Consider the following 13,470-nt stretch of genomic DNA (forward strand, 5'->3'; position numbering starts at 1 on the left):
GCGATGGGCGCGAAGAGGGTTCCCAGCGATATGGGAAGCCGTTTTCCGGGTGCAACCGCCGCATGATAGCGGCATCGAAAAGCGCCGCCACCCGATCGGGAGGCGGAAATCCAGGCGACTCGCCCGCTCGGCGAGGCCAAGGAACCGCGCTGCTTCCGGGGAAGAGGCAGGTCCAGGGCCATCGTCGACGGCCGCCGATCAGGCAGCGATCGCCTCGTCGGCGGGGCTCGGACGCTTGTCGAATACCTCGTCGATCAGGCCGAAAGCCTTGGCTTCGTCGGCCTCGAGGAACTTGTCGCGGTCCATTGCCGCCTCGATCGCCTCGATCGGCTGCTTGGTGTATTTCGCGTAGAGCGAATTGAGCCGGTGCCGCATGCGCAGGATCTCGCGGGCCTGGATCTCGATGTCGGCCGCCATGCCCTGCGCCCCGCCTGACGGCTGGTGTACCATGATCCGGCTGTTGGTGAGCGCCACCCGCATGCCCGGCTCGCCCGCCGCGAGCAGGAAGCTGCCCATCGATGCGGCCTGGCCGATGCAGACGGTGCCGACGCGCGGCCGGATATACTGCATCGTGTCGTGGATCGCGAGGCCGGCCGTCACCACGCCGCCCGGCGAGTTGATGTACATGAAGATGTCCTTCTTCGGATTTTCCGATTCGAGGAACAGCAGCTGGGCGGTGATCAGCGAGGCCATATGGTCCTCGACCTGACCGGTCACGAAGATGATCCGCTCGCGCAGGAGGCGCGAATAAATGTCGAAGCTGCGCTCGCCGCGGTTCGACTGCTCGATCACGACGGGGACCAGGGCGCCGGTTTCCGGATTCAGGAACTGGCCGGTTTCAAACGGATTGTGCATGGGAGGTTCTGGTCCTTTGCTTTGCCTTGCCGAGCCTACATCGGCCTTTGCCGTCGGTGATTCAAGGGGGTCGCGTGAGCCCTCGATCGCCCGGAAAGCATCTCGCTCCCGACGAGGAGAAAATGAAAGGGCCGGACATCGCTGCCCGGCCCCTCCATGACGGATCGAAGATCGACCGATTACTCGGCGGCGGCCTTCTTCTTGGCCGGTGCCTTTTTCGGCTCGGCGGCCGGAGCGTCCTCGGCCTTGGCCGCGGCGGCCTTCTTGGCCGGGGCCTTCTTGGGCGCTGGGGCGGCTTCGGCCGCCTCCTCGGCCTTCACCGCCGGCTTCTTCTTGGCGGCAGGCTTTTCCTCGACCGCGGGAGCCTCCTCGGCGGCCGGCTTGGCAGCGGCCTTCTTCGCGGCTGGCTTCTTGGCGGGAGCCGCCTTGCCGTGGTCGTGGTCATGGTCGTGATGGTCGTGGCCGCAATCCGGACCATGGACATGACCCTTGCCGATCGTATCGTCGTCGGCCTCGATCGCGGCTTCCAGCTCGTCGCGGCTGACGGTGCGGTCGCTGATCTCGGCCTTGTCGAACAGGAAGTCGACGACCTTGTCCTCGTAGAGCGGTGCCCGCAGTTGAGCGGCGGCCATGGGGTCCTGCTGCAGATACTGGACGAAACGGTCGCGGTCGGCGGGCTGATACTGCATCGCGGCCTGCTGGACGAGACGCTGCATCTCCTGCGCGCTGACCTCGACCCCGTTCTGCTGACCGATCTCCGACAGCAACAGGCCCAGGCGGACGCGACGCTCGGCGATCGCGCGATAATCGTCGCGATCCTTCTCCATCTCGGCGCGGGCGGCCTCGGGATCCTCCTCGTGGCCGGCCTCATGCTCGAGCTGCGCCCAGATCTGGCCGAACTCTGCCTCGACCATCGATGGCGGAACCGGGAAATCGTGGGCGGCGGCGAGCTGGTCGAGCAGCTTGCGCTTCATATGGGTGCGGGTCAGGCCGTTCAGCTCCTGCTCGAGCTGGCCCTTGATCAGCTCGCGGAGCTGGTCGAGGCCCTGGAGGCCGAGCGACTGGGCGAACTCGTCGTCGAGCTTGGTTTCGCCCGGAACGCGGACATCGGTGGCGGTGACCTCGAAGACGGCCGCCTTGCCGGCCAGCGACTTCTCGCCATAATCCTTCGGGAAGGTGACGTTGAGCGAGCGCGACTCGCCCTTCTTGATGCCTTCGAGCTGATCCTCGAAGCCCGGGATCAGGCGGCCCGAGCCGAGCTCGACCGACATGTCGGTGCCGGTGCCGCCTTCGAAGGCGACGCCGTCGACGCTGCCCGCGAAATCGAGGACGACGAGGTCGCCCTCGACCGCCGGATGGCCGTCCTGGGCGTCCTCATAGCGCTTCTGCTGGTCGGCGATGCGCTTGATCTGCGCCTCGATGTCGGCGTCCGGGGCCGCGACGGTCAGGCGCTCGAGCTTGATGCCGTCGATCGCCGGCGGCGGCACATCGGGCAGCACTTCCAGCTCGACCTTGACGGCGACGTCCTTGCCGGCCTCATATTCGCCACCGACCAGTTCGACCGACGGCTGCATGGCCGGACGGAGCTTCTGCTCGGAAAGGAGCTGCTGGACGCCGTCCTGGACGGCCTTGTTGAGCGCATCCTGCTCGATCGCCGGCCCGTGCATCTTCTTGACCAGATTCGCGGGAACCTTGCCGGGGCGGAAGCCGGGCATGCGGATCTGCGGCGCGATCGACTTGATCTCGGCCTCGACGCGCTGGGCGACATCGTTGGCGGGAATCGTCACCGTATAGGCGCGCTTCAGGCCCTCATTGAGCGTTTCGACAGTCTGCATGGGTCGCATCCAACCTCTATCTCGAGAAAATCTGTGTCGGTCCCGCTTCGCGCTACTGGAAAGCGAAGCTGGTGCGGGCGAAGGGACTCGAACCCCCACATCTTGCGATACTGGAACCTAAATCCAGCGCGTCTACCAGTTCCGCCACGCCCGCAAATAAGGACCGCCGGTCGGCGCGCTCTATAGCAACATGGCGAGCCAGCACAACCCGCGCGATTCGACCTAGCTTTGGACGGGCCTGGCCGGGTTGTTCGAGGCCTGGAGATAGACGAACCAGCCCTGCCCTGCACGGTCCCCCTTCACCAGCTCCTCCGCCTTCTTCTGCTCGCGCCAGCGATTGGCGATCGCCTGCGCCGAGACGAGATCCTCGCCCGACTGGCCGAGCAGATATCTGAGCAGCGACGGCCCGGCGATCAGCTGGTCCATCGCCTGCCCGTCGCGGCTGATCGAGCGGCCGTCATGCTCGAAGCGGTCCCAGCCCGGCGCCCGGCCCCATAGTCGTTCGAGATCGGCATAGCTGTGCGGAAGTCGGGCGACGTCGCCCCCGGCGGCGGCGATATGCTCGGCGGTCCAGATGCCCTGCAAATAGGTGTAACCGCCGACCGGCGCCAGATTCGCGCCCCCGACGATCCGGCCGACAATCCGCTTGCGGTGCATCGCGATCAGCCAGTCGAGCACCGCCTTCGCCTTTGGCGATGCGGCACGCAGGGCCGTGTTGAAGCCGAGCTTCTCGCCGGCCGCCAGCGCGCTTAGCCAGTATCCGATGCTGAACTCATGCTGGACCAGCTGCCGATCGTCCTTGCCCACCACGCCGAAATATTGGGCGGCGGCATAGATCGCGCCGTCGAGATCGACCCGACCGCCGGGCATCAGGTCCGTCGGCGGATTCAGGAAGCCGGGCGTGGCGGCATAGTGGCGGTCGTGGAAATCCTCGAAGTCGACGACAGCGAAGTCCAGCACCTCGCGGCGGCTGTAGAGCCGTTGCGAGGTCGCGCTGGCGGTCTTCCAGGCAAGCGCCGCGTGCAGAAAAGCCCAGGCGCCCTCGCGCGCCGACCAGAGATGGGGCCAGCGACTGCCGATGATGCTGTTCGAATAGAGCCGGTTCTGGTCCCAGAAGCGATGGCCGAGAAAGGCGAATTCGGGTGTCCGGAACAGCAGGCTGCCCCAGCCCGGGAACTGGTGCCCGTGCAGCTTGTCGATCTGGAACGTCCCGAAATAGGGCCGGGTCGGCGCATCGCCGGCATAAGGCACCGAGACTCGTAGCGGATTGGACCCGCGCAGCCAGTCGGAGAGACGCCCGCCCTGCTGGTACCAGGCCCGCGCCGACGGAACGGCGCGGTCGCCGGCACCGTAATAATGGTTGCGCAGCACGACCGGACGGCGGGGGGCGCCCTTGAAGACAGGGACGTTGCGTCCCTTCTCGAAAGCGTGAACCGGATCCGAGACGTAGCCGGTCAGATAGTCGAGCGCGATGGTGCGCCACGGCATTCGGTCGTGCGGCCGGACGCCATCGGGCAGATTCATGTGCCAGACGACCGGCTCGGGGATGATCTGCCGGTCGTCGCGCATGCCGCCCGGTCCGGTGACGGGCGAGCGGCCGTGGACGTTGAACGGCGTATATTCGAGCCAGAGCGCCGCGTTGGCGGCCAGCGAGTTGGCCGAGCAGAGCGAGCCGCCATAGGGATCGCGGGTCCGTCCCGCCTGGCTCAGCATCGTCCGATAGTCGCTCTGCTTCCAGGGCATTACCCGGACGTTGCCGAAGCCGTTGGCCTGCCCGTCGCCGCCGGCACCGCCCATGAAGATACGCAGGTCGAACCCGTTGACCGAATAATCGAGGCGGCTGCCAAAGGGTATGCCGAGCTCGAACAGCGGCACGGCGCGGCGAACGTCCGCCTGGTCGTGGCTGCCGGGGTCGCGGTTGCGCCAGATGATCCCCGACCGGACCGTGCCGTGCGGATACCAGCGATGTTCGCGGCTGGTCATCGCGCAGCCGCGTCCATCGACCGGCCCCTGATAGACGCCCGGAACGTCGGCACCGTTGAGCGGGCCCCCGTCAGGCCGCTGCACGGTCGCGAGAAGCCGGTCCTCCCGATCGTAGACCAGCCATTTGTGCGGGACCATATAGGCGTTTCTGCCGCTCGGGTCGCCGAACGGATTGTCGGGCATGACGCTCGCGTCCCAGTCGTAGCCGAACTGGAACTGGACATAGTCGCCCGCGCGGATCGCCTCGCAGCGATAGGCGATGCCGTCGATCACCGGCACCGGCCCCTGCGGCAGGCACTCGATCCAGGCCGGCTGGGCGGCCGCGAGCACCGCATCCTCGAACCGGCAATTCTGCACGGCGGGGTGGGTCATCTCCAGGACATTCGGATGCGGCACGCCCGTCCCGCTCGACCAGTCGACAAGCACCGCCTTCCACGGCTGGCCCGGCGAGACCTCGAGCGGGCCGACGGTGATGTCGAGCGTAGCGACCGAGCCGTCCGGCCCGCGCCAGGCCAGCGTGCGGGCCGGCTGCGGCGCCGTCACGGCGCGCGCGTCGACCACGAGGTCCGGAAGGTCGCGTCCCCGCACCATGTCGCCGGAAACGGCCGGATAGCTCTCGTCGATCACCGGCCGGTCGAAGCCGATCCCGATCTCGCGAACCAGCAACCCGTCGATCGCCTGCCGCATATTGCCGAGCGCTGCGTTGACCGAAACGTCCATCTCGGGGGTGATCCGCGGCTTGAACCCCGTCCGAAACGGTCCGCCCGCCGCCTTGCCGTCGATGAAGAAGGACAGCGTGCCGCCGGGCCGGCCGGGATCGTTGCGCCATTCGACCTCGAGCAGCTGCTCGACGCCGGGGGTGCGGCTCATCGTGCTGTAGAAGCCCCTCTGGATGTGCTCGCCCCGTCCGATCGTGCATTCGAGCTGGTCGCTGCCGTAGCGGGTCGTCAGGGCGATCGTGCCGACGTTCCAGCCGACCATGTAGAAGAGCAGCGCCCCATCGGCCCGGGGCGGCACCACGCCGCGGAAGGAGCAGCGCAGGCGGCGCGGCGCCTGGCCATGCTCCGGATCGGCGCCGGCACCGAAGTCGAGGCCCAACGCCTTCGACTGGAGGAAGCTCGCCCTGTCCAGCACGACGCCGTGCGCCGTCGGCCGGCCCGGCCCCGCCGTCGCGAGCAGGACCCGGCCCGGCAGCGCGTCGCCATCGCTCATCGCGAAGCTGGCCTGTGGCGGGAAACGCCAGGCCGCGGCGACCGGCTGGAACCGCGTCGTCGCCACCCGCCGCGCGATCGTCAGTCCCGGCGGAACCGACAATCGATATTCGCCCTCGCCCGCCGGCAGGTTGAGCGAGATGATGCTGCCGGGATCGCCGTAGATCATGCGGCGTGCATAGACCTTCCCCGCGCGCCCACTCCAGCGAAAGCTGGACGTCGGGAAATATGCGGATCACCTCCCACCCGTCGCTCCAGCGGAGGCCGGAGTCTCCGTAGAGAGGAGACGAGCGCGAGTCGGGAGCCGCCCGAGTTGCCAGCCTGCGCCGGCATGACGGTTACGGGGTCAGCCCAGCGCCTTCTTGAGCAGATCGTTGACGACGCCCGGATTGGCCTTGCCCGCCATGGCCTTCATCGTCTGGCCGACGAAGAAGCCGAAAAGCTTGTCCTTGCCGCCGCGATATTCTTCGACCTTGTCGGCGTTGGCGGCCATGATCTCGGCGATGACCTTCTCGATCGCGCCGGTATCGCTGGTCTGCTTGAGGCCGCGTTCCTCGACGATCTTCCCCGGATCGTCGCCGGTCTCGAGCATGATCTCGAACACCTGCTTGGCGAGCGTGCCCGACAGCGTGCCGTCGGCGACCAGCGCGAGCAGTTCCGCACCCTGCTTGGGACTGACCGGACTTTCCTCGATCGACTTGCCCAGGCGGTTGAGCGCCCCGAACAGGTCGGAGATCAGCCAGTTGGACGCAGCGCGGCCGACTTCGCCCGCGGGCTTGCCGGTCGCCGCGACCAGCGCCTCGAACCAGCGCGCCGTCTCGACGTCGGCGGTGATCACTGCGGCGTTGTAGATCGGCAGGCCCAATTCGCCCTCGTAGCGGCGGCGCTTGGCGTCGGGCAGCTCGGGCAGCTCGGCGGCGCAGGCCGCGACGAACGCCTCGGTCAGCTCGAGCGGCAGCAGGTCGGGATCGGGGAAGTAGCGATAGTCGTGCGCATCCTCCTTGGAGCGCATCGACCGCGTCTCGTTGCGATCGGGATCGTAGAGCCGGGTTTCCTGGACGATCCTGCCGCCGGCCTCGATCACGTCAACCTGGCGATTGGCCTCGCCCTCGATCGCCGCCATCACGAAGCGGATCGAGTTGACGTTCTTGGTCTCGGTGCGGGTGCCGAGCTCGTCGCCGACCCTGCGGACCGAGACGTTGACGTCGGCGCGCATCGAGCCTTCTTCCATATTGCCGTCGCACGAACCGACATAGCGGAGGATCGATCGCAGCTTCCGGAGATAAGCCCCTGCTTCCGCAGGAGAACGCATGTCCGGCTTGGACACGATCTCCATCAGCGCGACGCCCGAGCGGTTGAGGTCGACATAGGAGCGGGTCGGGTGCTGGTCGTGCATCAGCTTGCCCGCGTCCTGCTCGACGTGAAGGCGCTCGATGCCGATCGTCTTGGGTTCGGCGATGCCGCTCTTCTCGTCGGCGTCGATCGTGATCGAACCCTCGCCCACCAGCGGGTGGTAGAGCTGGGAGATCTGGTAGCCCTGCGGCAGATCGGCGTAGAAATAATTCTTGCGATCGAAGCGCGACCAGCGATGGATCTCCGCGCCCAGCGCCATGCCGGTCTTGACCGCCTGGCGAATGCATTCCTCGTTGGGCACCGGCAGCATGCCCGGCATCGCCGCGTCGATCAGCGACACATTGGCATTGGGTTCGGCGCCGAAGGTCGCCGAAGCGCCCGAGAAGAGCTTGGCCTTGGAGACGACCTGCGCATGGACCTCGAGGCCGATCACGACCTCCCATTCGCCGGTGGCGCCCTGGATACGATAGCTGCTCATTTCGCCCACCAGTTCTGCGGCTTGGCGTTGAACGCGGCCCGCTGTTCGATCGCGAGGCCCGCGTTGAGGACGCCCTGCTCGTCGAGCGGGCGGCCGATGATCTGGAGACCCAGCGGCAGGCCATTGGCGTCGAGCCCGGCGGGAACCGACATGGCGGGCACGCCCGCCAGGCTGGCCGGCACGGTGAAGACGTCGTTGAGGTACATCTCCAGCGGGTCGGCGCTCTTCTCGCCCAGTGCGAAGGCCGCCGAAGGCGCGGTCGGGGTCAGCAGCACGTCGACCTGTGCGAACGCCTGCTCGAAATCGCGGGCGATCAGCGCGCGGACCTTCTGCGCCTTGGTGTAATAGGCATCGTAGAAGCCCGCCGACAGCACATAGGTACCGATCAGGATGCGGCGCTTGACCTCGGGTCCGAATCCCGCAGCGCGGGTCGCGGCGTACATCTCCTGGAGATTGGCACCATCGGGGAGGTCGCGCAGGCCGTAGCGGACACCGTCATAACGGGCGAGGTTCGACGAGGCCTCGGCCGGCGCGATGATATAATAGGTCGGTAGCGCGTAGCGCGTGTGTGGCAGCGAGACATCGACGATCTCGGCGCCCGCGTCGCGGAGCCACTCGATGCCCTTCCTCCACAACGCATCGACCTCGGCAGGCATGTTGTCGACTCGATACTCCTTGGGAATACCGACCTTCTTGCCTTTGAGGTTGCTTGATAAATTCTCTTCCCAGCGCGGTACGGAGACATCGAGCGAAGTCGAATCCTTCGGGTCGAAGCCCGACATCGCCTCAAGCAGGATCGCACTGTCGCGGACGTCCCGCGCCATCGCGCCCGCCTGGTCGAGCGAAGAGGCGAAGGCGACGATGCCGAAGCGCGAGCAGCGGCCGTAGGTCGGCTTGATGCCGGCGATGCCGGTGAAGGCGGCCGGCTGGCGGATCGAACCGCCGGTGTCGGTACCGGTCGCCGCGGGCACGATCCGCGCCGCGATCGCCGAGGACGAACCGCCCGACGAGCCACCCGGCGCCAGCGGGGCATTGCCGCCGTCGTTGCGCCGCCAGGGCGAGATGACATTGCCGAAGGCGCTGGTCTCGTTCGACGAACCCATCGCGAACTGGTCGAGGTTGAGCTTGCCGAGCATGCCCGCGCCCGCCGCGAACAGCTTGGCCGTCACCGTCGATTCATAGGGCGGGACGAAGCCGCCGAGCATGTTGCTCGCCGCCGTGGTCTGGTAGCCGGCGGTGCAGAACAGGTCCTTGATGCCGAGCGGGATGCCCGACAGCGGGAGCAATTCGCCCGCCGCGCGCGCCTTGTCCGCCGCCTCGGCCGCCGCGATGGCGTGATCGGGGGTCTCGATGATGAAGGCGTTGAGCGCCTTTCCGCCTGCGACCGCCTCGTTGAAGGCGTCGGCGACTTCCCGGGCCGAGAAATCGCCCGCGCGGAAACCGTCGCGCAGGCCGGCGATGCCGAGTTCGGTGATCCCGGTCATTATTCGATCACCTTGGGAACGGCGAAGAAGCCGTGCTCGGCCTGCGGCGCATTGGCCAGCACCTTGTCGCGGATATTGCCGTCGGTGACGACATCCTCCCGCAGGCGCTGATGGTTCGGGATCACGGCGGCGAGTGGCGCGACACCGTCGGTATCGACCTCGCCAAGCTGTTCGATCCAGCCCAGGATATTGTTGAGTTCGGGGACCATCGCCTCGACATCACCGTCGGTGACGGCAATGCGGGCGAGGCTCGCGATCTTGCGGACGGTTGCGGCATCGACTGACATGGCCGCGCCGCTACCATCGAGGCGGCGCGGCGGCAAGGGCGGGTTGGCGCCAGCACTTCTATCCCCCGCCCTCCGAGGGGCGAGGAAGGAGACATTGGACGCATGCGCGATTGCCCGCTACGCAATTGCCCGATCGATCCCTTATACTGCACTGCAACATGGAGCCGCCGTTGCTCGCTCGCCGTTTCCTCTACATCATCGCGGGGTTGATCGTGCTCACCTTGGCCGCCGGAATCGGCTGGAACCTGTTCCAGGACCAGCTCATGCGCTTCGCCTTCGTGCCCGGGGTCCGCTTCGACGCGAATGTCGCCGGTCCGGCACCCGATTATGCGCGGCCGGCGACGTGGCTGGCGCGGCCCGACCTGGCCGACGATCCGTCGCGCTGGTTGCCGAAAGGCGAGACCCGTGCCGTCCGGCCCGAAGTGGCGGTCTTCTACGTCCCGCCGACGACCTATTATGGCAAGGCGAGCTGGAACGCGTCTCTCGACGACGCCGAATCGCGTAAATGGCTTAACGTCTTCGGCTGGAGCGAAGCCAGCGCCTTCAACGCCGTCGGCGCGGTCTGGGCACCGCGCTATCGCTCCGCCGCGCTCGGCGCTTTCCTGACCGGCGCCCCGGATTCGGCGAAGGCGCTCGACCTCGCCTATGGCGACGTGGCCCGCGCCTTCGATGTCTTTCTCGCCCAGATCCCGGCGTCGCGGCCGATCATCCTGGCCGGGCACAGCCAGGGCACCATCCACCTGATGCGGCTGCTGCACGACCGGGTCGCGGACAAGGCGTTGTCGCAACGCATCGTCGCCGCCTATCTGGTCGGCTGGCCGATCTCGGTCGAGGCCGACGTACCCGCGCTCGGATTGCCCGCCTGCACCGCGCCGGGCCAAGCGCGCTGCCTGTTGTCGTGGCAGAGCTTCGCCGAGCCCGCCGAGCCCCGCATGATCCGCGAGATATTCGATGCGGGGCCCGGCCTTGCCGGCGCACCGCGCAAGGGCACAGCGATGCTCTGCGTCAATCCGCTGACCGGCGCGCCGGCCACCGCCGCCCTGCCCTCCGCCAATCTCGGATCGCTGGTGCCGGGCAAGGACTTCATGGGCGCCGAGCTGCGACCGGGAACGATCTCGGCGCGCTGCGATCCGTCGGGGCTGCTGCTGATCGGCGGCCCGCCCAAGGGCTTCGACAGCTTCGTGATGCCTGGCAACAACTACCATGTCTTCGACTATGCGCTGTTCTGGGCCAATATCCGCGCCGATGCGGCGGCGCGCGCCAGGACCTTCCTGGGCCGGTGATCTGCACAGCCACCCTCGACTATCGCGATGCCCTGCCCGATCGCGGCCGGCTGGCCGGACTCGACGTCGGGACCAAGACGATCGGCGTAGCGTTCTGCGATGCCGGTTGGACGATCGCCAGCCCCGCCGAGACGATCCGCCGCACCAAGTTCAGCGTCGATGCTGCCAAGCTGCGCGCCCTGCTGGCGGCGCAGCTCGTGAAGGGGCTGGTGATCGGCCTGCCGCTCAATCTCGACGGCAGCGACAGCCCGCGCACCCAGTCGGTCCGCGCCTTCGCCCGCAACGTGGAGGGCTTCGGCCTCCCGATCCTGCTATGGGACGAGCGCTGGTCGACCCAGGCGGTCACGCGTACCCTGCTCGACGCCGACGCGAGCCGCGCCCGCCGCGCCGAGCTGGTGGACAAGCTGGCCGCCGCCTACATCCTGCAAGGCGCGATCGACGCGATGATCTGAAGCCAAGATTTCGAGAGGAATGAAAGCCTCCCTTGAGCTTCGCCGCCGCCTGCCCTATGGCGCGGCTTTAATGTCTGCATCCTTCCCGCACCGCCACCTCACCGGCATCTACGGGCTTCAGCCGCACGAAATCCTGTTCCTGCTCGACGAAGCCGAGCAGTGGATCGCGCTCAACCGCGCGACCAGCAAGCATGATGATCGTCTCGCCGGCCTGACCCTGATCAATGCCTTCTTTGAAAACTCGACCCGGACGCTGCTGTCGTTCGAGATCGCGGGCAAGCGCCTCGGCGCCGACGTGGTCAACATGCAGGTCGGCGCGTCGAGCGTGAAGAAAGGCGAAACGCTGATCGACACCGCGATGACGCTCAACGCCATGCGCGCCGACATGATCGTGATCCGCCACCAGTCGTCGGGCGCGGTGCAGCTGATCGCCGACAAGGTCGACTGCCCCGTGCTCAATGCCGGCGACGGACGGCACGAGCACCCGACGCAGGCGCTGCTCGACGCGCTGACGATCCGTCGCCGCAAGGGCCGGATCGAGGGGCTGGTCGTCGCGATCTGCGGCGACATCCTGCATAGCCGCGTGGCACGGTCGAACATCCTCGCGCTGATCACGCTGGGGGCCGAGGTCCGCGTCGTGGCGCCGCCGACGCTGATGCCCGCCGCGATCGAGCGGATGGGCGCGATCCCCTTCCACGATTTCGACGCCGGGCTCGACGGCGCCGACGTCGTGATGATGCTCCGTCTCCAGAACGAGCGGATGGACGGAGCCTATCTCCCCTCCCCGCGCGAATTTCACGCGCTCTACGGGCTGACGCCCGAGCGGCTCGAGCGCGCGGCGCCCGACGCGCTCGTCATGCATCCGGGACCGATGAACCGGGGGGTCGAGATCACCAGCAGCGTCGCCGACCACCCGACCCGCTCCGCCATTACCGAGCAGGTCGAGATGGGCGTCGCGGTGCGGATGGCCTGCCTCGACGTGCTGACCCGGGGACGGCGCGGCGTGGAGGGCTGGGCATGACCGGATCGCTCGCCATCCTCAACGCCCGGCTGATCGACCCCGTCGCGGGCACCGTCGCGCCCGGCGGCGTGCTGATCCGCGACCGCCATATCGCCGCGACCGGAAGCTTCGACACGCCATCCGGCGTCGAGACGATCGACGCGGGCGGCGCCCATGTCGCGCCCGGCCTGATCGACCTGGGCATCTTCGCGATCGATATGCCTGCCTTCACCGCCGGCGGCATCACCCGCGCGGTGCTGATGCCCGACCAGTCTCCGCCGCTCGACCATGCCGCGCTCGTCCAGCGCGCGGCCGCGGCGGGCAAGCCCGATGTCTGGATCCATCCGCTCGCCGCCGCGACCAAGGGCCTTCAGGGCACAGAACTGGCGGAGATCGGGCTGATGAAGGCGGGCGGTGCCTGCGCCGTCGCGACCGGCCGCGACTGGATCGCCGATTCGGGCGTGATGCTGCGGGTGCTGTCCTATGCCCGGTCGCTGGACCTGACGGTCGTCGCCCATGCCGAGGATGGCGGGGTCACCGCCGGCGCGGTCGCGACCGAGGGCGAATATGCGACGCGGATGGGCCTGTCCGCCGCGCCTGCCGTCGCCGAGGCGATGGCGGTGGCGCGCGACATCATGCTCGCCGAGCAGAGTGGCGCCCGCCTCCATTTCCGCCAGCTGTCGACCGCGCGCGCGTTCGACCTCGTCCGTGAGGCCAAGCGCCGCGGCCTGCCCGTCACCTGCGGCATCAGTCCGGCGCATCTGATGCTGTCGGACATCGCTGTCGGCGGCTTCCGCACGTTCGCCCGGCTCTCGCCGCCGCTGCGCAGCGAGGACGACCGGCAGGCGGCGCGCAAGGCGCTGGCCGACGGCACGATCGACCTGCTCTGCTCGAGCCATGACCCGCAGGGCCCCGAAGCGAAGCGCCTGCCCTTCGCCGATGCCGAGCCCGGCATGTCGGGTGCGGAAACGCTGCTCGCGCTGTCGCTGACCCTGGTGCGCGACGGACTGATAAACCTGCCGCGATTGATCGAGCTGTTGTCGATGGCGCCGGCCAGGCTGCTGGGGCTGCCCGGCGGATCGCTGGAGGTCGGCGCCGAGGCCGATCTGGTGCTGTTCGACCCCAAGATGCCGTGGCGGATCGATTCGGATCACATGGCGTCGCGCGCCGGCAACACGCCGTTCGACGGGCTGCCGGTCCAGGGCAAGGTGCTCCGGACGATAAAGGGCGGGGTACTGCTGCGCTGAAG

The 13,470-nt window shown here is 67.9% G+C and carries 10 protein-coding genes and 1 tRNA gene; 4 read left to right on the plus strand and 7 right to left on the minus strand.

The window, feature by feature from the left end; genetic code table 11:
- Nucleotides 1–198 precede the first annotated feature (198 nt).
- From ASE22_RS00865 to gatC, 7 genes are all read right to left on the minus strand, one after another.
- A complete protein-coding gene (locus ASE22_RS00865; protein WP_056353689.1) occupies nt 199–855 on the minus strand; it encodes an ATP-dependent Clp protease proteolytic subunit in 657 nt (218 codons plus the stop codon).
- Nucleotides 856–1,034: 179 nt separating this feature from the next.
- Nucleotides 1,035–2,690, minus strand: a complete 1,656-nt coding sequence (gene tig, locus ASE22_RS00870) for a trigger factor (RefSeq protein ID WP_056353692.1) — start codon at nt 2,688–2,690, stop codon at nt 1,035–1,037.
- A gap of 69 nt (nt 2,691–2,759) precedes the next feature.
- Nucleotides 2,760–2,844, minus strand: a tRNA-Leu gene (locus ASE22_RS00875).
- 68 nt (nt 2,845–2,912) lie between these two features.
- Complete coding sequence (locus ASE22_RS00880; protein ID WP_056353695.1) at nt 2,913–6,053, minus strand: hypothetical protein; 3,141 nt, start codon at nt 6,051–6,053, stop codon at nt 2,913–2,915.
- A 177-nt stretch (nt 6,054–6,230) separates the two neighbouring features.
- The gene (gene gatB, locus ASE22_RS00885) at nt 6,231–7,715 is read right to left on the minus strand and encodes an Asp-tRNA(Asn)/Glu-tRNA(Gln) amidotransferase subunit GatB (RefSeq protein WP_056353697.1); all 1,485 of its coding nucleotides are present in this window, start codon (nt 7,713–7,715) and stop codon (nt 6,231–6,233) included.
- Nucleotides 7,712–9,199, minus strand: coding sequence for an Asp-tRNA(Asn)/Glu-tRNA(Gln) amidotransferase subunit GatA (gatA, locus tag ASE22_RS00890; RefSeq protein WP_056353699.1), 1,488 nt, complete (start codon nt 9,197–9,199; stop codon nt 7,712–7,714). The genes gatB and gatA overlap by 4 nt, the downstream gene beginning before the upstream one ends.
- Entirely contained in the window at nt 9,199–9,486 is a 288-nt protein-coding gene (gene gatC / locus ASE22_RS00895) for an Asp-tRNA(Asn)/Glu-tRNA(Gln) amidotransferase subunit GatC (RefSeq protein ID WP_029995304.1), read from the minus strand. The genes gatA and gatC overlap by 1 nt, the downstream gene beginning before the upstream one ends.
- Nucleotides 9,487–9,644: 158 nt before the next feature.
- Here gatC and ASE22_RS00900 point away from each other — a divergent pair, with 158 nt between their 5' ends.
- From ASE22_RS00900 to ASE22_RS00915, 4 genes are all read left to right on the plus strand, one after another.
- Nucleotides 9,645–10,769 carry a DUF3089 domain-containing protein gene (locus ASE22_RS00900; protein WP_235538111.1) on the plus strand — a complete coding sequence of 375 codons (1,125 nt, stop codon included), beginning with the start codon at nt 9,645–9,647 and terminating at the stop codon, nt 10,767–10,769.
- Nucleotides 10,766–11,221 (plus strand): Holliday junction resolvase RuvX, encoded by a 456-nt coding sequence (gene ruvX, locus ASE22_RS00905; RefSeq protein ID WP_056353702.1) that lies wholly within the window; start codon nt 10,766–10,768, stop codon nt 11,219–11,221. The genes ASE22_RS00900 and ruvX overlap by 4 nt, the downstream gene beginning before the upstream one ends.
- A gap of 70 nt (nt 11,222–11,291) precedes the next feature.
- Complete coding sequence (locus tag ASE22_RS00910; protein WP_056353705.1) at nt 11,292–12,242, plus strand: aspartate carbamoyltransferase catalytic subunit; 951 nt, start codon at nt 11,292–11,294, stop codon at nt 12,240–12,242.
- Nucleotides 12,239–13,468, plus strand: coding sequence for a dihydroorotase (locus tag ASE22_RS00915; protein WP_056353707.1), 1,230 nt, complete (start codon nt 12,239–12,241; stop codon nt 13,466–13,468). Before ASE22_RS00910 ends, ASE22_RS00915 begins: the two co-directional genes overlap by 4 nt.
- The last annotated feature ends 2 nt before the right edge of the window (nt 13,469–13,470 follow it).

Origin of the sequence: Sphingomonas sp. Root720 (assembly GCF_001428605.1) — a bacterium.
In the GTDB taxonomy this organism is placed as follows: Bacteria; Pseudomonadota; Alphaproteobacteria; order Sphingomonadales; family Sphingomonadaceae; genus Rhizorhabdus.

Coding starts and splice junctions, on each gene's coding strand:
- ASE22_RS00900 (WP_235538111.1), top strand. CDS start 9,645: ATGGAGCCGCCGTTGCTCGCTCGCCGTTTCCTCTACATCATCGCGGGG.
- tig (WP_056353692.1), bottom strand. CDS start 2,690: ATGCAGACTGTCGAAACGCTCAATGAGGGCCTGAAGCGCGCCTATACG.
- gatA (WP_056353699.1), bottom strand. CDS start 9,199: ATGACCGGGATCACCGAACTCGGCATCGCCGGCCTGCGCGACGGTTTC.
- ASE22_RS00910 (WP_056353705.1), top strand. CDS start 11,292: ATGTCTGCATCCTTCCCGCACCGCCACCTCACCGGCATCTACGGGCTT.
- ASE22_RS00880 (WP_056353695.1), bottom strand. CDS start 6,053: ATGATCTACGGCGATCCCGGCAGCATCATCTCGCTCAACCTGCCGGCG.
- ASE22_RS00865 (WP_056353689.1), bottom strand. CDS start 855: ATGCACAATCCGTTTGAAACCGGCCAGTTCCTGAATCCGGAAACCGGC.
- gatB (WP_056353697.1), bottom strand. CDS start 7,715: ATGAGCAGCTATCGTATCCAGGGCGCCACCGGCGAATGGGAGGTCGTG.
- gatC (WP_029995304.1), bottom strand. CDS start 9,486: ATGTCAGTCGATGCCGCAACCGTCCGCAAGATCGCGAGCCTCGCCCGC.
- ASE22_RS00915 (WP_056353707.1), top strand. CDS start 12,239: ATGACCGGATCGCTCGCCATCCTCAACGCCCGGCTGATCGACCCCGTC.